Source organism: Nannocystis exedens, assembly GCF_002343915.1.
GTDB classification, from domain to species: domain Bacteria; phylum Myxococcota_A; class Polyangia; order Nannocystales; family Nannocystaceae; genus Nannocystis; species Nannocystis exedens.
Map to the genome: position 1 here is coordinate 5,045,222 of NZ_NETK01000001.1, position 21,692 is coordinate 5,066,913.

General features: G+C 69.9%; 19 protein-coding genes. 12 read left to right on the forward strand and 7 right to left on the reverse strand.

What is annotated here, in order from left to right:
• Positions 1–44 precede the first annotated feature (44 nt).
• The 3 genes from dnaN to gyrB all read left to right on the forward strand — a co-directional run bounded on the left by dnaN (position 45) and on the right by gyrB (position 4,931).
• Positions 45–1,148 carry a DNA polymerase III subunit beta gene (gene dnaN, locus NAEX_RS19820; RefSeq protein WP_096329053.1) on the forward strand — a complete coding sequence of 368 codons (1,104 nt, stop codon included), beginning with the start codon at positions 45–47 and terminating at the stop codon, positions 1,146–1,148.
• 35 nt (positions 1,149–1,183) lie between these two features.
• Positions 1,184–2,341: a DNA replication/repair protein RecF gene (gene recF / locus NAEX_RS19825; protein WP_170135853.1), complete on the forward strand. Its 1,158-nt coding sequence runs from the start codon at positions 1,184–1,186 to the stop codon at positions 2,339–2,341.
• 115 nt (positions 2,342–2,456) lie between these two features.
• Positions 2,457–4,931: a DNA topoisomerase (ATP-hydrolyzing) subunit B gene (gyrB, locus tag NAEX_RS19830; protein ID WP_096329055.1), complete on the forward strand. Its 2,475-nt coding sequence runs from the start codon at positions 2,457–2,459 to the stop codon at positions 4,929–4,931.
• 516 nt (positions 4,932–5,447) lie between these two features.
• Here gyrB and NAEX_RS19835 read toward each other — a convergent pair.
• Positions 5,448–5,924, reverse strand: a complete 477-nt coding sequence (locus NAEX_RS19835) for a DUF3347 domain-containing protein (RefSeq protein ID WP_170135854.1) — start codon at positions 5,922–5,924, stop codon at positions 5,448–5,450.
• A gap of 50 nt (positions 5,925–5,974) precedes the next feature.
• Between NAEX_RS19835 and NAEX_RS19840 the strand changes: the two genes are divergently transcribed.
• The 4 genes from NAEX_RS19840 (at position 5,975) to NAEX_RS19850 (ending at position 12,099) form a co-directional block, all read left to right on the forward strand.
• Positions 5,975–7,741: a hypothetical protein gene (locus NAEX_RS19840; protein ID WP_143140459.1), complete on the forward strand. Its 1,767-nt coding sequence runs from the start codon at positions 5,975–5,977 to the stop codon at positions 7,739–7,741.
• 260 nt (positions 7,742–8,001) lie between these two features.
• Positions 8,002–8,487 carry a hypothetical protein gene (locus tag NAEX_RS19845; protein ID WP_096329058.1) on the forward strand — a complete coding sequence of 162 codons (486 nt, stop codon included), beginning with the start codon at positions 8,002–8,004 and terminating at the stop codon, positions 8,485–8,487.
• Positions 8,488–8,521: 34 nt separating this feature from the next.
• On the forward strand, positions 8,522–9,991 hold the full coding sequence (locus tag NAEX_RS48045) for a hypothetical protein (RefSeq protein WP_100792901.1): 1,470 nt from the start codon (positions 8,522–8,524) through the stop codon (positions 9,989–9,991).
• Positions 9,991–12,099 carry a 4Fe-4S binding protein gene (locus NAEX_RS19850; protein WP_100792900.1) on the forward strand — a complete coding sequence of 703 codons (2,109 nt, stop codon included), beginning with the start codon at positions 9,991–9,993 and terminating at the stop codon, positions 12,097–12,099. The genes NAEX_RS48045 and NAEX_RS19850 overlap by 1 nt, the downstream gene beginning before the upstream one ends.
• 83 nt (positions 12,100–12,182) lie before the next feature.
• On the opposite strand, the gene NAEX_RS19855 is transcribed toward NAEX_RS19850, so the two are convergent.
• Positions 12,183–12,677 carry a CarD family transcriptional regulator gene (locus NAEX_RS19855; RefSeq protein ID WP_096329060.1) on the reverse strand — a complete coding sequence of 165 codons (495 nt, stop codon included), beginning with the start codon at positions 12,675–12,677 and terminating at the stop codon, positions 12,183–12,185.
• 332 nt (positions 12,678–13,009) lie between these two features.
• Between NAEX_RS19855 and NAEX_RS19860 the strand changes: the two genes are divergently transcribed.
• Complete coding sequence (locus NAEX_RS19860; RefSeq protein WP_143825595.1) at positions 13,010–13,429, forward strand: hypothetical protein; 420 nt, start codon at positions 13,010–13,012, stop codon at positions 13,427–13,429.
• A gap of 174 nt (positions 13,430–13,603) precedes the next feature.
• On the opposite strand, the gene NAEX_RS48050 is transcribed toward NAEX_RS19860, so the two are convergent.
• Both NAEX_RS48050 and NAEX_RS19865 read right to left on the reverse strand, forming a co-directional pair.
• Complete coding sequence (locus NAEX_RS48050; protein ID WP_143140457.1) at positions 13,604–13,840, reverse strand: hypothetical protein; 237 nt, start codon at positions 13,838–13,840, stop codon at positions 13,604–13,606.
• Positions 13,841–13,961: 121 nt separating this feature from the next.
• Entirely contained in the window at positions 13,962–15,434 is a 1,473-nt protein-coding gene (locus NAEX_RS19865; RefSeq protein ID WP_096329062.1) for a leucyl aminopeptidase, read from the reverse strand.
• A gap of 273 nt (positions 15,435–15,707) precedes the next feature.
• Here NAEX_RS19865 and NAEX_RS19870 point away from each other — a divergent pair, with 273 nt between their 5' ends.
• Positions 15,708–16,043, forward strand: coding sequence for a hypothetical protein (locus NAEX_RS19870; RefSeq protein WP_096329063.1), 336 nt, complete (start codon positions 15,708–15,710; stop codon positions 16,041–16,043).
• 576 nt (positions 16,044–16,619) lie between these two features.
• Here the strand turns inward: NAEX_RS19870 and NAEX_RS19875 are convergent.
• Positions 16,620–17,411 (reverse strand): hypothetical protein, encoded by a 792-nt coding sequence (locus tag NAEX_RS19875; protein WP_096329064.1) that lies wholly within the window; start codon positions 17,409–17,411, stop codon positions 16,620–16,622.
• A 68-nt stretch (positions 17,412–17,479) separates the two neighbouring features.
• On the opposite strand from NAEX_RS19875, the gene fsa reads away from it, so the two are divergent.
• Together fsa and trmB are read left to right on the forward strand one after the other, a co-directional pair.
• Positions 17,480–18,139, forward strand: coding sequence for a fructose-6-phosphate aldolase (gene fsa, locus NAEX_RS19880; RefSeq protein WP_096329065.1), 660 nt, complete (start codon positions 17,480–17,482; stop codon positions 18,137–18,139).
• A 32-nt stretch (positions 18,140–18,171) separates the two neighbouring features.
• The gene (trmB, locus tag NAEX_RS19885) at positions 18,172–18,831 is read left to right on the forward strand and encodes a tRNA (guanine(46)-N(7))-methyltransferase TrmB (protein ID WP_096329066.1); all 660 of its coding nucleotides are present in this window, start codon (positions 18,172–18,174) and stop codon (positions 18,829–18,831) included.
• A 461-nt stretch (positions 18,832–19,292) separates the two neighbouring features.
• Here trmB and NAEX_RS19890 read toward each other — a convergent pair whose 3' ends face one another.
• Positions 19,293–19,799 (reverse strand): hypothetical protein, encoded by a 507-nt coding sequence (locus NAEX_RS19890; RefSeq protein WP_143140456.1) that lies wholly within the window; start codon positions 19,797–19,799, stop codon positions 19,293–19,295.
• A gap of 170 nt (positions 19,800–19,969) precedes the next feature.
• On the opposite strand from NAEX_RS19890, the gene NAEX_RS19895 reads away from it, so the two are divergent.
• Positions 19,970–20,632, forward strand: a complete 663-nt coding sequence (locus NAEX_RS19895) for a hypothetical protein (RefSeq protein WP_143140455.1) — start codon at positions 19,970–19,972, stop codon at positions 20,630–20,632.
• Positions 20,633–21,110: 478 nt separating this feature from the next.
• Here NAEX_RS19895 and NAEX_RS19900 read toward each other — a convergent pair whose 3' ends face one another.
• Positions 21,111–21,494, reverse strand: coding sequence for a helix-turn-helix domain-containing protein (locus NAEX_RS19900; protein WP_096329069.1), 384 nt, complete (start codon positions 21,492–21,494; stop codon positions 21,111–21,113).
• Positions 21,495–21,692: the final 198 nt, after the last annotated feature.

Genomic DNA, 21,692 nt, shown 5'->3' on the forward strand with positions numbered 1-21,692 from the left:
TAAACCCTTAATAAATCTCCCGCCCACATCCTCCCGAGGCCTCGATGGAATTCGAGATCGATCAAGCCAGGTTCCTCTCCGCTCTCGCGCTCGCGCAGACCGTCGCCGACAAGCGCAGCAACAACATGCCGATCTTGGCGAACGTCCTCTTGCGCACCACCAAGGACAACCGCCTCGTGTGCAGCGCGACCGACATGATGATCTCGATCACCGAGAGCATCCCCGTCGAGGTGAAGACCCCGGGAGCGCTCACCCTCGGCGTCCGCTCGCTCCACAACGTCGTGCGCACCCTGCCGAACAAGCCGATCCGGGTGAAGTCGGCCGAGAACCACTGGGCCGAGCTATCGGTCGCGCGCAGCTCCTTCAAGCTCATGGGGCAGGTCCACACCGACTTCCCGGAGCTGCCCGACCCCAAGGGCCAGAAGTTCATCACCATCCCTGGCCACGCCTTCACCGACCTGATCCAGCGGACCCAGTTCAGCGTGTCGACCGACGAGGCGCGGGTCAACCTCAACGGCGTCCTGTTCGAGTGCGACGGTGCCACCGGCACCATGGTCTCGACCGACGGCCACCGGCTCACCAAGTACAGCCTCCCGCTCGCCGGCCCCAAGCTCGACCGCGGCATCATCATCCCGCGCAAGGGCATGCTGGAGATCAAGCGCGTGCTCGACCGCGTCCAGGGTGAAGTCGGCCTCGCCGTCGACGGCCAGCACATCTTCGTCCAGGCCGCCGACCTCACCCTCTCGGTCAAGCTCAACAACGTCGTCTTCCCGCCCTACGAGAAGGTCATCCCGGGCGAGCACAAGCGGCGCGTCACGGCGCTCCGCGACGAGCTCGTCGACGCCCTCAAGCGCGCCGAGGTCATGGCCCCGGAGAAGACCGCCACCGTGCGCGTCCAGCTCGACAAGGGCACCCTGCACCTCACGGCGGACAACCCCGACCTCGGCGTCGCCCACCAGGAGCTCGAGATCGACTTCGAGGGCGAGCCGCTGGTCGCCGGCTTCAACGCCCGCTACCTGATCGAGGTCCTCGAGGCCATCGACGCCAAGCAGGTCCACCTCGACTTCCAGGGCGAGCTCGACCCCTGCGTCGTCCGTCCGGTCGACGGCGTCGACCTCCTCGGCGTCGTCATGCCCATGCGGATCTGACCTTCGGGACAGGTCTCGCCTCTCGGTGCCCGCGCGTGCTGCTGCAACACCTCAGTCTCCGCGAGTTCCGCAACTTCGCCGCCGGCGACCTCGACTTCGGCGCCCGCTTCACCGTCTTGCACGGCCCCAACGGGGTCGGCAAGACCAACATCCTCGAGGCGCTCTACCTCGTCGCCACCTTGAGGTCGTTCCGTTCGGCCGACCTCGGGCCGCTGGTGCGGCACGGCGCCGCCGAGGCGCGGGTCGAGGTCAGCGGGCACGACCGTCAGCTCGGCCTCGGCACCAGGCTCGCCGTCCACCTCACCCGCACCGCGCGCCAGACCCGGCGCCTGGCGGTCGCCGACGGCAAGACCGTGCGCTCGGGCCCCGACTTCTACGGTCGCCTGCGCGCCATCCTCTTCACCCCCGAGGACCTCGGCGTTTTGCGCGGTTCTCCGACCGGCCGGCGCCAGTTTCTCGACCGAGCGCTGTTCGCGCGCGATCGCGCGCACATCGCCGACATCGCCGACTACGACAAGCTCTTGCGCTCGCGGAACCGCGTCCTGCGCGGCGAGGACGCCGGCATCGCGCGCGGTCAGCAGGACACCCTCCTCGACGCCTACGACGCCGGTCTGGCGGCCGCCGGGGCCCGCATATGGGTCCGCCGGGAGCGACTCCTCGCCGACCTGCGCGGCGCCTTCGCCGAGGCTTTCGCGCAGATCCACGGCCGGCACCTCGGCGTCACCCTCGAGTACGTCACGAGGCTCGCGGGCGAGCCCGGGGCCGAGTCGGCCGACCCGCAGACGCGCCTCGCCGAGGCTCTGCGCGGCGCGCGGCGGCACGACCTCATGCGCGGTACCACCACCGTCGGCCCGCACCGCGACGACTTCGACGTGCGGCTCGACGGCCAGGACGCGGGAGCCTTCGCCTCCCAGGGGCAAGCGCGCGCGCTCATCCTCGCCTTCAAGATCGCCGAGCTGCAGGACGCCCGCGCGCGAGCCGGTGAGGCCCCGGTGCTGCTGCTCGACGACGTCTCGAGCGAACTCGACCCACAGCGTTCTGCGCAGCTGTTCGAGGCCCTTTTGCGCGAGGCCGGCCAGTGTGTCCTCACGACCACCGCCCCGCACTTCATCGGCCTGCCGGCGGGCGGCGATTGCCGTTACATCGAAGTCGACAAGGGTCACATCAAACTCGGCGGCGACAGCGGCCCGTAACCGGCCTAAAACCGGGAAAAACGCCTGTTTGGGCGTGGCACGCGCGACCTTCGGGTGGTAGGATCCGGACGCTGTTTTCAGCCGCAGGGCCGTCGCCCGCGCCCTGGGAATTCCCATGTCAGAAGTCGACAAGACGCAAGCTCCCGCCGACGATTACAACGCCGACTCGATCTCCGTGCTCGAGGGTCTGGAGGCCGTCCGCAAGCGGCCCGGCATGTACATCGGCGACACCAGCGACGGCTCCGGCCTCCACAAGATGGTCTTCGAGGTCGTCGACAATTCGATCGACGAGGCCCTCGCCGGGTGGTGCAAGAACATCGAGGTCACCATCCACCCCGACAACTCCGTCTCCGTCGACGACGACGGGCGCGGGATCCCGGTCGGACCGATGGAGGTCGGCGGCAAGGTGATGGACGCCGCGATCGTCATCCTCACGGTCCTGCACGCCGGCGGCAAGTTCAACAACAACAACTACAAGGTCTCCGGCGGTCTGCACGGCGTCGGCGTCTCGGTCGTCAACGCCCTGTCCGACTGGCTGAAGCTCGAGATCTGGCGCGACAGCAAGGTCCACAACGTCCGCTTCGAGCGCGGCGACGCGGTCACGGGCGTCGAGGTCGCGGGCCGCACCGAGCGACGGGGCACGCGGGTCCACTTCCACCCCGACCCGCTGATCTTCAGCACCACCGAGATCGACTACGAGGTCCTGGCCAACCGCTTCCGCGAGCTCAGCTTCCTCAACCAGGGCGTGCGGCTGCACCTGCGCGACCTCCGGAGCGGCCGCGAGAAGGTGTTCGACGGCGAGGGCGGGATCCCGAGCTTCGTCAAGCTGCTCGCGCAGCACAAGGAGGCCGTCGGCGACCTCATCGCCTTCAACCGCGACATCGAGTTCGAGTACGAGGGCGAGCAGAAGACGCTCGGCGTCCAGATCGCCATGCAGTGGACCGACGCCTATCAGGAGACGATCCTCTGCTTCACCAACAACATCGCCAACCGCGACGGCGGCACCCACCTCACCGGCTTCCGCACCGCGCTGACGAAGGTCGTCAACGCCTACGCCGACAGCAGCGGCCAGCTCAAGGCCCACAAGACCAACCTCGCCGGCGAGGAGGTGCGCGAGGGCCTGGTCGCCATCGTCTCGATCCGCCACCCTGACCCGAAGTTCAGCTCGCAGATCAAGGACAAGCTGGTCTCCGGCGAGGTCACCAGCCTGGTGTCCACCGTCGTCACCGAGGAGCTCGGCAAGTACCTCGAGGAGAACCCGCGCTCGGCCAAGCTCGTGGTCGAGCGGGCGATCCTCGCCGCCCGCGCCCGCGCGGCCGCCCGCAAGGCCCGCGAGACCATCACCCGCAAGGGCATCCTCGACGGCCTGTCGCTGCCCGGCAAGCTCGCCGATTGCCAGGAGAAGGCCCCGGAGCACGCCGAAATCTTCATCGTCGAGGGTGACAGCGCCGGCGGCTCGGCCAAGCAGGGCCGCGATCGCCGGACGCAGGCGATCCTCCCGCTGCGTGGCAAGATCCTCAACGTCGAGAAGGCGCGCGTCGACAAGATGCTCTCCAGCCAGGAGATCATCACCCTCATCACCGCGCTCGGCACCGGCATCGGCCCCGACAGCTACGACATCAACAAGCTGCGGTACCACACCATCGTCATCATGACGGACGCCGACGTCGACGGCTCGCACATCCGCACGCTGCTGCTGACGTTCTTCTACCGCCACTTCCCCGAGATCATCGAGCGCGAGCACCTCTACATCGCCCAGCCGCCGCTCTACAAGGTCAAGGCCGGCAAGGTCGAGACCTACCTGAAGAACGAGGCCGCGCTCGACGAGTTCATCATCAACAACGCCGTCGGCGACCTCGAGCTCGCCATCGGCAACCACGTCGTCTCGGGCGAGGTGTTCGCCGCGATCGCCCGCCAGGGCGCGCGGTACAAGCAGCTGGTCGAGTCGCTCGCGCGCGAGCACCGGTCGCAGGTCGTCGAGTTCCTGGTCGAGAAGCTCGAGGCTGACGTTAACCTGGCCGCCAGCTTCACCGACGAGGCCGCCGTGACGGCGCTGGGCGCCGCGCTCAAGGCGGAGGTCACCCCGCGGATCGAGAACAACCCGACCATCGACATCTCCGTCGAGGCCGACCCGACCGACCCCGCGCGCAAGCAGCTCCGCGTGCAGATCTTCGTCGACGGCGTGCGCCACGACGAGCTCGTCAACGTCGAGCTGCTCGGCGGCTACCAGCTCACCGAGCTGCTCAAGATTCGCCGCCAGCTGGTCGACTACGGCACCGGCGACCTGGCCCTGCGCCGCAAGGGCGAGGTGGTGGCCACCCCCAAGCGCCTGCTCGACATCGTCCACCACATCGGCGAGCTCGGCCGCAGCGGCCTGCAGATCCAGCGCTACAAGGGCCTCGGCGAGATGAACCCCGAGCAGCTGTGGGAGACCACGATGGACAAGAGCCGCCGCGCCCTCCTCAAGGTCAGCGTCGGCAACAACCTCGAGGCCGACAACGTGTTCGCCGTGCTCATGGGCGACAACGTCGAGCCGCGTCGCGAGTTCATCACGCAGAACGCCCTCAACGCCCGCAACCTCGACATCTGAGGTCCCCTTGTAAAATGGGGCATGTCTTTCGGGACATGTACTCGTTCTGGAGTGATTAAAGGACATGCCCGAAAGGACATGTCCTTCAATATTTGCTGCCCCGGCCTCGCGCGAGGTCTCTGCCGGCCGCCGATCGACGGTCGGCGCCGTACCGCTGTCGGCTGCCATCCGGCGGCGCGCTCGAGCGGCCGTGTCCTGCTCCCGGCCACCGCTGCTACGCCGTCGTCTCCGGGGTCTCGCTCGCGTCTCCCCGGGAGAGCGCGCGGACCGGCGAGTAGCGGCAACGACCTGCTCGCGGCCACCTCGTCGATTCGCAAGGTCTAGCGCCGGCGCGCAGCGAGACGTCGCTGGATTGGAGCAGCCGCTGCACCTGCTCGTGGTCCGCGAGGCCTCGCCTGCAGGCGTGCCTCCCGTCCCCGTCGCAGGACCCGCTGCGGCCGGACCGAGCGCTCGCGAGGCGCCGCCCAGGACCGCCGTTTCACGACGATCTCAGCACGTCCGGAGAGACATACTGACTCAGCCCGGCGCCTTGTCCCACGCGACCTTGTCGCCGCAGTGGAGCATCATCATCCCGTGGTACGGGTTGATGATCTCGCCCGTCTTCTGCACCCAGTAGGCCCCCTTGTTATTGAAGGCCATCGGGCAGAAGACCACCTCGTAGCCGGCGCGCTGGTCGCTGTGGTTCTTCAAGAACGAGATGAGGCCCATGCTCATCTTCTCGAAGCCGGCGCGGGCCGTGTCGATGTCCTGAGCTGCGACGCGACCGGCGCCGGCGACGACCTCGGGGATGCCGGCTTCTTTTTGCAGCGGCTCGGCCGCGACCACTACCTGGGCCGAGAGCTCGGACAGCTTGTCGAGGCGGTCGGCTGCCAGCGTCTCCTGGATCGCCACGTAGGGCTGCACGATCGACGTCGGCGCCGGCGGTGCGGACTTGCCGGCCTCGCTGCTGCAGGCCACGGCGGCGATGAACGTGAGCAGGATGCGCCTCGGCACGTTACCCACGTACCACATGCCCGGACCTTGCGGTAGAGTCCGGCCGGCTCATGCTCGCGCCCGTCCTCGCTCTCTGGCTCGCGCCGGCGCCTCCGGAGACGGCCTCCAGCGCTCGATTGCCGGAAGACGTCCCGCTCGCCAGCGAACCGTCCGGCGCCGGCATCGCGGCACCCGCCGAGCAGTCGCCCGCGAGCCCCACGGGCGACGCGACCGCCGAGCCCGCCAAGCCCGCGACCTCGAGCAACGGCGGCTTCTTCGGCGGCGACGTCACCACCGCTGCGCCTGCCCCGGCGGGCGAGGGTCCGAGCAAGGCTCCGCCGATGCCGGAGATCGAGGAGCTCCCGTCGCGCTCCGCTCCGCCGCCGAAGAAACCTGGTCTTTCGGCCCTGTTCGGTCCGAAGGATCGCAAGCCGGTCAGCGGCGGCGGCGTCGGCTTCTTCGATCCCGGCAAGCTCGACGACACCGGCCCGGGCGGCAGCGGCGGCATCCAGGTCCGCGGCTACCTCGGCTTCAACTTCACCGTCGCGCAGCGCACCGACCTCAGCGCCCGCGACCCCGAGACCGGCACCTTCCCGCAGCTCAAGACCTTGCCGTACTTCGGCGGCGGCGCGGCCAACCTCTACGTCGGCGCCCCGATCTACAGCGACGTCGTCTACGCGCGGATCGCCTTCGAGTTCATCTCGATCCCTCGCGCCAGCCCCGTCGCCCCCGACGTCACCCCGAACTACGCCCCGATCGTGCTCATGGAGGCCGCGGTGCTCGAGGTGAACCCGTTCGCGTGGGCCAAGAAGAGCCCGCGCTGGTTCGCCGAGGGTTTCAAAATTTCGGGCGGCGTCTTCATCGTCCCGTTCGGCCTCGAGGACGAGGAGCACGACGCGCCCGTGCGTTGGTGGGTCACGCGGCCGCTGGCGATGAGCGTCGGTCGCGTCTATCCCGGCTCGTGGATCGACATGGGCGTCACCATCAAGTGGAAGCCGACCTTCGGCGGCGCCCGCCCGATCCGCCCGCTCGAGATCGACCTCGGCGTCGTCAACGGCGACGCGTGCACGCAGACCCGCACGATGGACGCGCTGTACCGCTATCAACCGGTCGGCCAGGCGGTCCCGCCGTGCGAACGGCAGCTCCGCGACGTCGAGGTCCCGCGCGGCGACGGCTTCGTCCTCGGCATCACGCCCGACAACAACGGCAACAAGTCGCTGCTCGCTCGCCTGCAGATCCGTCCGGTGCCGGCGCTCAACTTCGGCGGCTCGTACATCTGGGGCACGCACCCGCAGAGTCAGTTCCCGTCGCCGCAGTACATGGGCAAGGGCTATCCCGACACCGTGCAGGCGCCGACCTGGCGCGTCGGTGCGCACTTCGACTTGAACCTCGACGAGGTCGTCGCCAGCCCCTACCCCTTGCCGCACCTGCGCGGCGAGTTCGTGTACGGCGTCGACAGCGTCGGCAAGACGATGATGATGCTCGGCGAGCAGGCGCTCGCGGATCGCCGCATGCTCGGCGGCTACGCCCAGATCGCGCAGCCGCTGTGGCGGCGCAAGAAGACGAGGCTTCCCGGCCTCATCGTGCAGTACCGCTTCGACTTCGCCGACCCCGATCGCGCCGTCCCGGGCCGCACCAAAGACGGCTACGTGCTGTCAGACTTCGCCGACCGCTATCTCTACGACGAGGCGTTGCAGGCGCACGTCGTCGGCCTGCGGTTCCCGGTGCTGCCGCGCTTCAACCTCAAGGGCGAATACATGTTCGTGCGCGAGGAGGGCGGGCGCAGCAACCGCGTGTTCAACGACGCGTTCAGCCTGCAGGCCGTGGCCGACTTCTAGCGCCACGTGCGCCCGTGCGAGCGCGCACAGGGGTGGTGGCGCAGCGGTTCGGCTCGCTGAAGCTTTCCGGGTGCCTTGACGTCCCGGCCATCACGCGGGGATGCTTCACCCTGAAGGCCCGCAGGACGCCCATGACCCGCCTGACCCGCTTCGCTGCCAAGGTTTGTTTGGGACTGCTCTTTTGCCTCGCGCTGGCGCCACAGCGGTCCGAGGCGCACCTGGCGAAGTGGGGAAGTTGGGAGATTACCCACCGGAACTTGATGAAGTTGTTTCCGGACGCGGACCCCAACGGCTGGCGGATCAAGCGCTACCAGTACTCGGACAGCGAAGTGAAGCTGCTCGAGGCCGAGCTCGGGTTCGAGCTCTACCCCGAGGACAAGCTGCCCGAGTTCTTCATCGCCTCGGACGCGCAGGGCAACTTCCTCGGCGTCGCCATCTTCATCGACCCGCGGACCAAGCCGAAGATCCTCGACGGCGGCATTTTGACGCTCGAAGTCGGGATCGGTGTCAACGCCGAGGGCAAGATCAGCCGCATCAAGGTCTACGACTACCGCGGCAACGTCGCCCTCGCTCAGGACGCCTTCCTCAACCAGCTCCGCGGCCGCGAGCTCGACTCCAACTTCAAGATGGGAGTCGGCGGCCTCGTCGCCGTCGCTGGCGAGCCGGAGGAGAGCCAGCTCGTCGGCAACGCTGCCCGTGAGGCGCTGCTCCTCATGAAGGTCGCCCTGGGTCGCCGCGACGGCTGAACCGCTGCGCTCGACTGTGCTAGCGTCACGGGCGATGGCCTCGTCCCGCGCGCTCCGTGTCCGCAGCTTCGGCCTCGTGCTCTGCTCGACGAGCATCGTGCTGTCGCACGGCTGCCTCGAGGAAAACCCCGTCGATCCGACCGACACGATGGGGACCGACGATCCCACCGCCGGCACGGGCGACACCACCGCCGGCGCCGAGGCCGGCCTCCTCGCCTGCGCGAGCCCGCCCTGCACCGTGCTGGTCGTCAGCCAGACCCTCGACGACCGCATCGACGTCTACGACGTCACCGCCGCGCCGTACCTGCGCGGGCGGATCGGCACCGACCTCAAGTTCGATCCCTCGGGCGAGCAGGTCATGGGCAACCTGCTCGACGAGCCCTACGGCCTCCTGCTCGACGACGACCACCTCTGGGCCGCGATCGGTCACTACCCCGACACCGACCGCGGGTCGCTGCTCGCCTACCCGCGCGCGGCCTTCGCCGACGTCGCGCAGGGCGAGGTGTTCGCCGAGGACAAGTACTTCGCGGCGGGCGAGTTCTCGGCCGGCGTGCTCGACCTGCCGTTCGGTCGCCAGGAGGCCATCTTCCTGCTGCGGCACCCGAGCGGGCGGATCCTCGTCGGCGTGTTCGCCAACGACCTCCGCGCCGCCAGCTGGCCCGAGCCGAGCGAGCTCCTCGTCGTCGACCCCGACGACCTGCGGCCCGAGGCGATCGGCGCGTTCAGCCTCGACCTCGACACCACCCCGTGCAACGGCGGGTGGAAGATCGCCGCCCTCGACGACGACGTCTCGCGCGTCGCCTTCGCCTGCGACGGCAACGACGCCGTCGCCGTCGTCAGCCTGCCCGGCGGCTTCGCCGACCTCGCGCCGGCCGACGCCGCCGCCGGCATGAGCGCCTGCAGCACGCCGCTGGCGAGCGGCACCGTCACCACGCAGTTCGTCGCGCCCGACGGCGCCGGCGGCCTGCTCGCCGTGCAGTCGCAGATCCTCGAGCCGCCCAAGCTGTGGAGCATCAACGGCAATTGCGGCATCGCGGGGGCGCCCGGTGACGAGCTCCCGCCCGAGCTCGACAGCGTCCGGGTCGTCCGCGAGCCGGCGCTGCTCCGCCCGGCGGGCGGCGGCCAGCCGGCGATGTGGCTCCTCGCCAGCGAGACGCCGGTGCCGGGCGTGCTGATCGTCCGCGGCGGCGCGTCGCCCACGGTATGCGGCCAGGTCAGCGGTCTCGACGCGATCGAGGGCGCCGAGAACGCCCCGTTCGCGCTCACGCTCGACGCCTCGCGCACGCACCTGGCGATCGGCGCCGGCCCCGTCAGCAACCCGCCGTTCGCCGAGGGCCGCGGGCAGGTCCTGTGGGCCACGCTCGACCTCGCGGAGCTCGACAGCTGCGCCGTCGCGGCCACCGAGGTCGTCGACCTGACCGAAGGGACATTCGTGGCGACCGACCCGCGGACGTGGGTGCGCGCGCCGAACATGCTCCTCATCGCCGAGCTCGGAGGCTCGTGATGACGCGTCGGCGTCTCCCCATCTTGCAACCCCGCGCCGAGGGCGGCGACGAAGATCCGCTCGCGCTGCTCCGCGGCGGTCGCTTCGCCCGCTGGTTCGCGTCGTCGCTGGCGGTGGTCGGGCTGTTCTGGATCGTCAGCGACCGCGTCGAGGCCCGCGACACCGCCCACGCCGTCGTCCTCGTCCACACCGCCCTGCAGGCCCCGCCGCAGCCGCCGATCGAAGACATCACGCCGGCGCCGCCGAAGCCGCCGATCGAGGACATTACGGCGCCGAAGCCGCCGGTGGAGGACATCAAGCCCGGGCGCGCGCCGCCGCCTCCGCCGATCGAGGACATCACGCCGCCGCGCAAGCCCGGCGAGTCGACCGACGAGTTCGGGCGCAAGCGCACCGGCACGGGCGCGCTCGTGCTCGAGGAGGGCGAGCCGGACGAGTCGGTCGGCCTGCCCACGCAGCAGCGGCAGGAGATCGCCAGCGGCGGGTTCTTCGACCCGACGGCGTTCGACGACGTCAAGACCGTCAAGAAGAAGGCCTACGTCCACCTGATGCCGGGGATCCCCAACGAGGCGTTCTTCGCCGGCGTCGTGCTCATCCTGCTGCTGTCGTTCAGCCTGTTCGAGCGCCACGGCAGCCGTGACAAGCGGGCGCGCAACTACTGGCACCTCGAGCTCACCCGCTTCGCCTGGCTGAAGCGGGCGATCAAGAGCCGATGGTTTCAGCCGGCCGTGCAGATCCCGGTGGTGATCGCGTTCCTCGGCGTGATCGTCATCGGCCTCATCGGCTCGCAGGAGCCGGGTCGCAACCTCGCGCCGGTGCTCACCTGGAACATCTGGTGGATCGGCCTCATCTTCATGGTGCTGCTGTTCGGCAACCTGTGGTGCTTCATGTGCCCGTGGACCGCGATCCCCGACTGGATCATGCGCCGCAGCTTCACGAAGGTGCGCCCGATCGCCTCGCTGGCGAAGAAGTACCCGCGCTTCAAGCTGTGGATGTGGCCGGCGATCGTGCTGTTCGCCTTCATCACCTGGCTCGAGATCGTGTTCGACGCGGCCAACCGCCCGTGGCTGACGTCGGTGCTCGGGATCTTCATGATCCTGCTCAGCTGGGTGCTGCTGGTCGTGTACGAGCGCAAGGCGATGTGCCGCTACGTCTGCTACGTCGGCCGCGTCTCGGGTCAGTACGCGATGATGGGGATGGTCGAGCTGCGCCGGCGCGACAACGACGTCTGCCGCCACTGCGCCACCAAGGACTGCTACCGCGGCAGCCCGCGCGGCTACCCCTGCCCCACCCACGAGTTCATGGGGGCGATGAACGAGAACCAGTACTGCACGCTCTGCACCGAGTGCGTGAAGAGCTGCCCGCACGACAACATCGCCCTCAACCTGCGGCCGAGCGGCGAGGACGTGCTGCACGCCCACCGCTCGCGCTCGGACGAGGCCTACATGGCGCTGCTGATCTTCATCGTCAGCGCCTTCCACGGCGCGGCCATGATCCCGCTGTGGATGGAGTGGGAGAACGCGCTGCGGACCGCGATCATCGACGGGCAGACCGCGCTGTTCGGCGCCGACCTGCTCGGCTTCGGCGGCAGCCACGGCGGCACGATGACGTTCACGGTCATGATGCTGGCGTGCATCCTCGGCCCCGCCGTCATCTATGCCGCGCTGTGCTGGCTGATGCGCCTCGCCAGCGGGCGCCGCGACATCACCACGCGCAAGCTGTTCATCAAGTTCAGCTACACGCTCCTGCCGATCGCCCTGTTCTATCACCTGGCCCACAACGCCGTGCACGTGTTCTGGGAGTGGTCGAAGGTCCGGCGCCTGATCAGCGACCCGCTCGGCTGGGGTCACGACTTCTTCGGCACCGCCCGCGCGCCGCTGACCGCGTTGTGGTCGCCGGAGACGATCTGGTACGTCCAGGTCGCGCTGATCGTCATCGGCCACATCTACGGCATCTACGTCGCCCAGCGCGAGTCGAACCGCCTCTACGCCGACGACCGCAAGGCCGCGCTGCGCGTCCACCTGGTCATGATGGTCGGCATGATCCTCATGAGCCTGCTCAGCCTGTGGCTGCTGGCCCAGCCGATGTTCATGCGCACCGCCGACCTGTGAGCCCGCCTGGGCGCGGCTCCTGGACTCGCTCGCGCTGCGAGCCGATGTTCGTGCGCCCCGCGCCCGGGAGAGACCCTCCGGGCTCACGCGTGGGCGGGGAACATCTCGTCGAGCTCGCGGACGACGTCGGCGCCCTGGACGCCCTTGGCGAGCGCGAGCTCTTGCACGAGCAACGTCCGCGCCGTGTCGAGCATCTTCTTCTCGCCGAAGGACAGGTCCTTGTCGCCGCGGAGGATGCAGAGGTCGCGCAGGACGCTGGCGATCTCGAGGAGCGACCCGGTCTTGATCTTCTCCATGTACTCGCGGTAGCGCCGGTTCCAGGTCGCCGTCGAGATCTTCTCGCCGCGGCGGGTCAGGACCTCGTAGACCTCCTGGACCTGGACGTCGTCCACGATCGGACGCAGGCCCACCGAGGCCGCGTTCTTCTTCGGGACCATGACCTTCATGTCGTTCTCGAGCACCCGGAGGACGTAGAATTCCATGACGCTGCCGGCGATCTCTCGCCGATCGACGCCAGTGACCTCCGCGACTCCGTGGGCGGGGTAGACGACCTTGTCACCGATGTTGAACTCGCTCATGGAGCGCCTTCAAAGACGGCCTTTCCCAGCCCAAAAGCCGCGAAACGATGGCAAAAAAGCGCAGTTTTGTCAACCTTGAGTCGCGCACGAAGCCGAGGACGCGTGTCGCGGCCGCTTCGCCAGGATGACCTCGCTGGACGCGTGAGGAAATCCACAGGGTGCGCAGGTTCCGTCCCATCGATCGCTGCATTCTTGAACCCGAACGCCGCTCTCCTATGATGCGCTCCATGTCACCGCGCACCTCCTCGCGCCGCTCTCTGCGCCCGCGCTTACAGCGGGCCGCGGCCCGGCTTCTCCTCGGCCTCGCGTTTCTCGGCCCGCTGGCGTGCGCGATGACCCCGGATCGATTGCCCCCGCCCGACCGCCAATTTTATTACACGCTGCCTTCCGCCGAGGACAAGGCCAAGTTCCTCAAGCTCAAGGAGACCGAGCGCAAGCCGTTCCTCGAGCAGAAGGGCCTGTGGGCCAAGTGGATGGAGCTGTCGCCCGAGGAGCGCGAGGCGGCCCAGCGCGGCGAGGTCAAGGCCGGTTACAAGGAGTTCACCGCGCTGATGGCCTGGGGCTCCCCGGCCGACACGCAGGAGAGCAAGACGCCCGAGCGCAGCGTCCGCTTCCACACCTTCATCCGCTGCACCAGCGGCCCGCGCGTCGGTCGCTGGGTCGCCAGCAACCTCGCTTGCGACGGCACCTCGAGCGAGGTCGAGATCGCCGTCGAGAACGGCATCATCACCGAGGTCAAGTACCTCAACTGAGCGGCGCACGGCCGCGGCTGTCCGGAAGAGCCTGTCGCCCGAGACAGCAGCGCGCGGGCGAGCTGCCTCGAAGAGCCTGTTCTCCGGGACAGGCGGACGGCCCGAGCGACGGTCGCCGGCGCCGAGCGGGCCCGGGCGCGAGGCCGCGGCGGCCTGCCCGAAAGAGCATGTCGGTCACGCGACGTCGCGAGCGGTGATCGGAGCCTGGCGAGCCGCAGCCCCGACAACAACGAGCGGCCGAGCGCTGCTCGACACCGACGACGCGGCGGCGGCGTTGCGAGCGACCTGTCCGGACGAGCAGGCCATCACGAGCGGCTGGCGACCTGCGCTGCTCGAAAGCGGACCGGCGCCCTGCTCGACATCGACGACACGGCGGCGTTGCGAGCGACCTGTCCGGACGAGCAGGTTCATCACGAGCGGCCGGCGACCTGCGCTGCTCGAAAGCGGACCGGCGCGCAAACCGTCCTTCAGGACAGCTTGCGCGCCGCGGGTTCGGCCAGCTCAAAAAGCCTGTCCTGAGGGACAGCGTGGATCAGGCGCGGCTGAGGAACTCGAGGATCGTCGCCACCGGGAAGCCGGAGCCGCCCTCGTCGCACACGCCGAACGGCTTGCGGACCATCGCCGGGCCGGCGATGTCGACGTGGACCCACCGCTGACCGGCCGTGAACTCCGACAGGAACAAACCGGCCGTGATGGCGCCGCCGTAGCGCTCGCCGGTGTTGCGCATGTCGGCGATCGGGCTCTTGAGCTGCTCCTTGAGCGGCTCGGGCAGCGGCAGGCGCCACATCTCCTCGCCGACGCGCTGGCTCGCCGCGGTGAAGAGGTTCGCCAGCTCGTCGTCGCGGGACATCACGCCGGCGCAGTGGGGCCCGAGGGCGACGATGCAGGCGCCGGTCAGGGTCGCGAAGTCGAACAGGTAGGTGGGCTGCAGCTTGCCGGCGTAGACCAGCGCGTCGGCCAGCGTCAGCCGGCCCTCCGCGTCGGTGTTGTTGATCTCGACGGTCTTGCCGTTGCTGGCGGTGAGCACGTCGCCGAGGCGGTAGGCGTCGCCGCCGATCATGTTTTCGGTCGCCGGCACGATCGCGTGGACCTCCCACGGCACGCCGAGCTTGGCCGCGGCCTCGAGCGCGCTCAGCACCGCCGCTGCACCGCCCATGTCCATCTTCATGTCCATCATCGCGTCGCTCGGCTTGAGCGACAGGCCGCCCGAGTCGAACGTGACGCCCTTGCCGACCAGGCACACGCGGCCCTTGCTGTTGCCCTTGGGCGTGTACTGGAGGTGGATGAACTTGGGCCGCTGGGCGCTGCCGCGGGCGACCGCGAGGTAGCAGCCCATGCCGAGCTTCTCGCAGTCCTCGCGCTCGAGCACCGTGAGCCGCACGCCGCGATCGGCGAGGTTGTCGGCGATCTCTCGCGCCACGTCCGCGAGGTAGCTCGGGGTCACGAGGTTGGCTGGCCCATTGACCAGGTCACGCGCCCGCGCCACGCTGGCCGCGACGATCTGCCCGCGCGACGTGCCTTCGCCGGACGCCGCCTCGCCGAGCACGCGCACGCGCTGCACCGTCGAGGGCTTGCGCTTGGCCTCGCTGAGGTAGCGGTCGTAGCGATAGGTGCCGAGCTGGAGGCCCTGCGCCACGAGCTCGCCGAAGTGGACCGGCTCGCTCTGCGAGCCGAGGGCGCGCAGATCGAGGACGACCTCGGCGACGCCGGCCGCCGAACCCGCACGCACGGCGTCGAAGGCGAGCGCGCGCACTGCCGCGGCCGAGGGCGCGCTCGCCCCGGTCCCGAGCAGCAGCACCTGCTGTGGTTCGCCCTGGTGCTCGCGCAGAAACGAGAACTTCTCCCCCGGTTCGCCGCGGAACCGCGCCGCCTGGGCTGCGCGCGCCAGCGGAGCGCCGAAACGGCGTTCGATCGCCGGGCCCGAGTCGCTGCTGGCGACCGCCACCGCGAGCAGGTGATGGCCCGCGCCTGCCGCCTCTTGAGAAGTCCACTCGATGCTGAGCATGTCGGCTGTTGTCCCCCACCGCCGCGTCCGCCGCAAGCCGATCGGGGGCCGGCGGGGAAACGGAGGGGACTCACGGAGTAAGTCGCAAAAACCACGCCACACGCGCGAATGCACGCAAAATTTCTAGCGAAACAAACACCTGGACCCCTAAGGTGTTACAAAGATCGTTCACCTTCCTATAATTGAGTAAAAAAGATGTTAATTGGCGTTGACACTACATGCTCTTTATATGTAGCGTTTTGAGCACGTAGCCCCTGAAGGAGGGACCACACGATGCTCACCGACGATACCAACACCAACGCTGCGCCCGAGGAGGGCAAGAAGGCCTCGAAGCGCAAGACCGCCAAGAAGAAGGCGGGCAAGAAGGCCGCCAAGAAGGCGGGCGCGAAGAAGGCCGCGAAGGCCGGCGCCGCCAAGAAGACCGGCAAGAAGGCGGGCAAGAAGGCCGCCAAGAAGACCGGCGCGAAGAAGGCGGGCAAGAAGGCCGCCAAGAAGACCGGTGCGAAGAAGGCCGCCAAGAAGGCCGGTAAGAAGGCCGCCAAGGCCGGTGCGAAGAAGACCGCGAAGAAGGCGGGCAAGAAGGCCAGCAAGCGCGCTGCCGCCGCGTAAGCTGCCTCTCGGGGCGGACCGAGCCCCGATTCGCACGAAAATCGCCGCGAACCTGCCCAGGTCGCGGCGATTTTCATTGGTTCAGCGCGCGATCGGCGAGCTCCGCTCGTGGCCCGGGAGCCAGGCGCGCGGCGCGAGCGGCCAGGCCGAGCAATTCGGGAGTCGCCGCGCTCGGTGGGCGCTGCAGAGGTTCTCGCGGCAGGCGCGGGGCGGGCGGTGCGAAGGCCCGGCGCGCAACGCGAGTTACGAGGCCGTCGTCGGGCGTGCGCACGCGCGAGCGGTGAGGGCAGGAGATGCGCGCACGCTTTGCCGGTGGGCGCGAGCTCGAGCGAGGCGCCGCGCAGAGCGTGAACGTGCGCGAGCCGCAGAGCGCACGCCCTCTCCGAGTCGACCCGGCTGCGCAGGTCCGCAAGAGAGCCCGTGCGCTGCAAGCGCTACACATCAGCCGCGTCGAGCCCAAACTCGAGCGAGGCGGGACTGAGGCCGTGACCGTGCGCGTGCCGGCCGCCAGGGCCGGGCATCGGGCGCATGCCTGGAGGCGGCACCGGGAGCGGCTGGCCGCCGGAGGGCCGGGCGCTACAGCTCGGCTGCGTCCAGCGCGCGCACGAAGGCGCGCAGATTTGCGTGGGCGCGAGCCCCGCTGAAGAGGATGGTCGTGTCCTCCAGCGCGTCGGCGTTGGCGAGCGCGAACACCAGGCTCTCGGCGAGCGCGCCGCGCAGGCGTTCGGTCGCGCCCGCGGCGTCGACGCGGAGCCACCGGTGCTCGTAGCTCTGCGGGACCGGCCGGCCGGTGCCCTCGTAGGCGGGCACCAGCGTGTCGATGGACAACTTGCGCGCCAGCGCCAGCGTGGTGGCCGGCTCCCACAGGCCGTCGAGCTCCCACACCACGTGCAGACCCTCGGCCGCGCGCGCCTCGGCGAACGCGGCCAGCCGGGCCTGGTTCACCGTGCCGGGCGTGAAGCTCGGCGGCGTGCGCAAAATGACCGTGTCGGCGCCCATCTCCCTGGCGCAGCGCAGGCTCACGTCCCAGGCGCTCTGGACCTCGGGCGTGTCCTGCAGGTGGCCGAACCGCCGCGCCTCGCCGGGCAGCGTGCGCGTGCCGGCCTCGCGCAGCCCGTCGCTGGCCGCGTGACTGACGAGGTGCCACACGTACGGCACCAGGACGGCGTTCGGATGGACGCTTCGGACCTGCTCCGCGAGCGCCCGGGCGGCTGCAGCGCGGGGAGGGTTCAGCAGCGTCGAGCGCAGCGCGACGAGCTCGACCGGGTCGCCGGCCTCGTCGCCGGCCTCGTCGGAGGGGTCGGGCCGGGCGGGACGCGCGGCGCGGAGGGCGTGCTCGTCCTGAAGGATCACACCGAGGCGGGGCATGGCGGCCGGAGGCTAGTGCGGACGCGGGGCATATACAAGCGCGCCCCGCTGTGTGCTATGGGGCGCCGGTGAAGCTCTTCATCGATACGGCGGACGTGAAGGAGATCCGCGAGGCGGCGGCGATGGGCCTCCTCGACGGCGTGACGACCAATCCGTCCCTCGTGGCGGCGACCGGGCGCGACATGCGGTCGGTGTTGCAGGAGATCTGCAGCATCGTCGACGGCCCGGTCAGCGGCGAGGTGCTGGCGACGACGTACAAGGAGATCATCGACGAGGCCCACGACCTCGCCGCGATCGCGCCCAACATCGTCGTCAAGGTGCCGCTCATCGAGGACGGCCTGCGCGCGGTCAAGACGCTCACCGGCGAGGGCATCAAGACCAACGTGACGCTGTGCTTCTCGCCGATCCAGGCGGTGCTGGCGGCCAAGGCCGGGGCGACGTACATCTCGCCGTTCGTCGGCCGGCTCGACGACGTCGGCCACGAGGGCATGGAGCTGGTGGCCCAGATCGTCGAGGCGTACGCCAACTACGGCTACAAGACCGAGGTCCTGGTCGCGTCGGTGCGCTCGCCGCTGCACGTGCTCGAGACGATCCGGATCGGCGCGCACGTGGCGACCTTGCCGTTCAAGGTCATCCACCAGCTCGTCAAGCACCCGCTGACCGACGTCGGTCTGGCCCGCTTCCTCGCCGACGCGGCCAAGATCCCCCCGGCGGCCAAGAAGAGCTGAGCACCTGTCCGTAAGGACATGCTGGTGAGGGGATGCGGAAGATCCGCCAGCACGTCAACCCGCTGAGCGCGCACTTCATGCGAGCGCGCGCCCAGCCGGTCGCGCGCCCGCCAGGCCTCGCGCCCGACTGCCCGGTCGAGGTCGAGCTCGGCTGCGCCGACGCGGAGTTCAGCTTCGCCCGCGCCGCCGCCCGGCCGGACATGCTGATGGTCGGGCTCGACATCCGCGAGCCATGCCTGGCCCGCAACCGCGCGCGCGCGGCCGACGAGGGCCTCGCCAACCTGCTGTTCGGCTACGTCAACCTCAACGTCGACATCGATCGCGTGTTCGCGCCGGCCAGCGTCGACCGCTTCCACCTGCTGTTCCCCGATCCGTGGGTGAAGAAGAGCCACCACAAGCGCCGCGTCATCGAGCCCGCGCTGGTCGCCTCGCTGGCGGCGCAGCTGCGCCCCGGCGGCGAGCTGCACGTGGCCAGCGACGTGTTCGACGTGGCGCTCGAGATCATGGCGACCGTCGAAGACCCGGCGCTCGCGCCCCTCGGCCTCGTCAACCTGGCCGGCCCCTGGGGCTTCTGGCGCGGTAACCCGTTCGCCGAGGCCAGCCGCCGCGAGCAGACCACGCTGCGCCGCCAACAGCGGGTGTGGCGGATGCGCTATGTCCGAAACGACATGGCGCCGGCGACAGGTAAATGAGGACAGGGTGACGAGAGCATGTTCTCGGAGACATGTCCTGATGAACAGGGCCAAAGGGCGGCACCTCGGTGAACGAGGCCGCGAGGCAAGGGCCGTGCGGTGTGCCCTGCGGACGAGACCGCCGAGACGCGAAGCTCTGAGGGATTGCCCAGCGGCGCTCCGCGCGACGCTCGGCCCGCCGAATCGCACGAGCAGGAGCGATGGCAAGGGAGCGAGCGGAGGCAGCTTGCGAGGGCGTCTCGGACGCCCTTTGCGCTGTGGCGCTCGCCGGACGGGCCAGGGACCGGGTGCCCCAGTCATGAGCGGAGGGACGGCAAGGCCGTGTGCTGCGCCCGCCGGGCGAGGCCAGCGGGTGTCTCGGGCGCAAGCCCGCACGGTCGCGAGCGGCCGCAAGCTTGAGGGGACCGCTCAAGACGCGAGTCGTGCTGCGCCCGGCCCGGCGAGTCCCGGCGACGGCTGTCTCACGCGCCAGGCGGCATGAGCGCCTCGATCTCGGGCAGCGGGAAGGCGTCGGGCAGCTCGAGGCATCTGCCGACCCGCTGGGCCTCGAGGCGGGCGGCCTCGGGGTCGGCGGCCTTGTCGACGCGCTCCTTGACGGTGTCCACGCACGAGCAGAAGGTCAGCGAGGCGCGGCGGGTGGCGACGTCGGCGCAGCTCGTGTGGTGACGCGCGAGGCTCCAGGCGAGGAAGGGGTCGCGACAGTCGAGGGAGGGGACCTCGATGGCGAGCACGCACTCGCACAGCTCCTCGTCGCGGGGGAGGACCATGGCCTGCGTGCAGAGGGTTTGCATGTACGCGTCCTCGGCCCGCAGGCGCTGGTCGTAGCTGACGGCGTTGCCCTGGATCATCCCGGCCAGGCCGGGGAGCAGGAACCACGCGACCAGGCCGACGATGGGCAAGCCGACGAGGACACCGAGCAGCAGGTCCCGCGTGCGTGAGCGTGGTGGGTCATCGAGATCGGCGAGCATCGGCATAAGATCCCCCGGGATCGTGGCGGATTTTGCGCTGCGGCGGCTGTGGAGGTCCCACGAGGGTCCGATCTCGCAGGCGCTTGGGGCTTGTGAAGCGCGGACGAACCGTACAATACTCAGCCACAGCGCCGGTGCTAGCCTGTCCGGCCCCTTCCCCAATGACGGCCATGCTCCGCTCCCGATCGTTCGTCGCAACCGTCCTCGCCGTGGCCATGGTGCCGGTGCCAGGCCTCGCGGCTCCCGCGGCCCCAGCGGCCCCAGCGGCCCCAGCCGCGCCCGCCGCCGCGCCCGCCGATCCCGCCGCTCAGCCCGCCAACCCGAGCGAGCCGCCGCCGGCCGACGCGCCGCCGACCGAGGTCCCGACGAGCGACGCGCCGCCGGACGAGGTCCCGGTCGAGGAGCCCAAGCCCGAGGAGGCGGCGACCGAGGAGCCGCCGAAGACCGAGACGCCGGAGACGGTCGTCCCCGAGGGCCCCGAGCGCCCGCCCGAGCCGACGCTCGGCAACGGCAAGTTCAAGGCCAAGGGCACCGGCCTGATGATCTCCGGCGGCGTCCTGCTCGGCGCCGGCCTCGTCGGCGTCATCACGTCGTACTTCCTCACGCGCTGTCCCGAGGGCGAGGTCGAGAACTCGTTCGCCTGCAAGAACCGCCAGCACAACACGTTCGCCGTCCCCGCCACCGGCGCCGCGGCCCTGCTCGGCGCCGTGCTCCTCATCGTCGGCCTGACCTACCGCGCCCGCTACAAGCGCTGGGAGAACTGGGACCCGAACCGCGCCAGGACGGCCTTCCGCCCGACCTTCTCGGCCAACGGCGTCGGCTTCAAGTTCTGAGTCGCGCGCCCCCGGCTTCGAGGACGCCGCGGCACCCGCACGGGTGCGCGCCGTCCTCGTCGCGTTTGTGTCGCCGCGAGCCGGCGATGACATGTCCGAAGAGACATCACGACCGTGTGTCCTTCAGGACATGTCGATGCCTCGCCTCCGAGGCGCGGGGCGCCTCGAGCGAGGCGGTAGGGAACGCGCTTCGCGGCAGGACAAGCGCAGCACGGACCGGAGCAGCGCGTCGGCGTGTCGGTCGCGCCCGCACGGCGCGGGGCGAGGCTCGCTGCTGCCGGCGTTGAGCCGCGACGCGACGCATGGACGCCGCGGGCCGCGCGGAGAGGGCCGTTTCTTGAGAGAGAGCGCGACGGCCGAAGCGGCGTGCCGGCTGCCGCGCAATCGATGAGGCGGCTCCGCAGCAGTTCACGCCGGCGCGACGCCAATCCTGAAGAGAGCGCCCGGAAGGCTGCGTTCCTGGCTTCGTGCTCCGGCGTCACGGGCGATCGCGGCCGATGACGACCTTGGCCAGGTCGAGCAGCAGCTCGAGCTCGTGCGGCTGGGCCCGCTGGGCGATCGAGTTGAGCAGGGCGAGCAGGGTGCTCTCGGGCGAGGCGGCGGGGCCGGGGAGGTCGGGCAGGAGCAGCGCCAGCGGCACGCCCATGCCGTCGGCGATCCGCAGCAGCGTGCGCAGGCCCGGGCTGGTGTAGTGGCCGTTCTCGAGCCGCGAGACCATGTCGGACGCAATGCCGGCCGCGCGCGCGACCGACTGCTGGGTCAGCCCGCGTTCCTCCCGGATCGCGCGGATCCGCTGGGCCAGCGCCGCCATGTAGCGGCGCTCGTACTGCTCGCGCGCGAGGTCGTAAAGCTCTTCAGACATCGCTTAAAAAAAGAAGAGGAAGCCGCGGGCGCCGACGCGTTCGCGTGGCCTGGCGCTCGCGTGGTCTGGCGCAGCCGTGCAGCGGCGCGGAGGCTGCTCGAGCCCGAGGTCGTGGGTCGCTTCGGCCAGCCTTTGAAAAGGAGCCCTGGTTGTCGAAGCGCCCGCGCCGGGCGCCGCGGTGTAGCGGCGCTGGTGCTG

Excerpts from the sequence above, each read along its gene's own strand:
- NAEX_RS19900 (WP_096329069.1), bottom strand. The coding sequence starts at position 21,494 with ATGTCTGAAGAGCTTTACGACCTCGCGCGCGAGCAGTACGAGCGCCGC.
- gyrB (WP_096329055.1), top strand. The coding sequence starts at position 2,457 with ATGTCAGAAGTCGACAAGACGCAAGCTCCCGCCGACGATTACAACGCC.
- NAEX_RS19870 (WP_096329063.1), top strand. The coding sequence starts at position 15,708 with ATGCTCACCGACGATACCAACACCAACGCTGCGCCCGAGGAGGGCAAG.
- NAEX_RS19860 (WP_143825595.1), top strand. The coding sequence starts at position 13,010 with ATGACCCCGGATCGATTGCCCCCGCCCGACCGCCAATTTTATTACACG.
- NAEX_RS19855 (WP_096329060.1), bottom strand. The coding sequence starts at position 12,677 with ATGAGCGAGTTCAACATCGGTGACAAGGTCGTCTACCCCGCCCACGGA.
- NAEX_RS19875 (WP_096329064.1), bottom strand. The coding sequence starts at position 17,411 with ATGCCCCGCCTCGGTGTGATCCTTCAGGACGAGCACGCCCTCCGCGCC.
- NAEX_RS48045 (WP_100792901.1), top strand. The coding sequence starts at position 8,522 with ATGGCCTCGTCCCGCGCGCTCCGTGTCCGCAGCTTCGGCCTCGTGCTC.
- NAEX_RS19890 (WP_143140456.1), bottom strand. The coding sequence starts at position 19,799 with ATGCTCGCCGATCTCGATGACCCACCACGCTCACGCACGCGGGACCTG.
- dnaN (WP_096329053.1), top strand. The coding sequence starts at position 45 with ATGGAATTCGAGATCGATCAAGCCAGGTTCCTCTCCGCTCTCGCGCTC.
- NAEX_RS48050 (WP_143140457.1), bottom strand. The coding sequence starts at position 13,840 with ATGAACCTGCTCGTCCGGACAGGTCGCTCGCAACGCCGCCGTGTCGTC.
- NAEX_RS19850 (WP_100792900.1), top strand. The coding sequence starts at position 9,991 with ATGACGCGTCGGCGTCTCCCCATCTTGCAACCCCGCGCCGAGGGCGGC.
- NAEX_RS19895 (WP_143140455.1), top strand. The coding sequence starts at position 19,970 with ATGCTCCGCTCCCGATCGTTCGTCGCAACCGTCCTCGCCGTGGCCATG.
- NAEX_RS19865 (WP_096329062.1), bottom strand. The coding sequence starts at position 15,434 with ATGCTCAGCATCGAGTGGACTTCTCAAGAGGCGGCAGGCGCGGGCCAT.
- trmB (WP_096329066.1), top strand. The coding sequence starts at position 18,172 with ATGCGGAAGATCCGCCAGCACGTCAACCCGCTGAGCGCGCACTTCATG.
- NAEX_RS19845 (WP_096329058.1), top strand. The coding sequence starts at position 8,002 with ATGAAGTTGTTTCCGGACGCGGACCCCAACGGCTGGCGGATCAAGCGC.
- NAEX_RS19840 (WP_143140459.1), top strand. The coding sequence starts at position 5,975 with ATGCTCGCGCCCGTCCTCGCTCTCTGGCTCGCGCCGGCGCCTCCGGAG.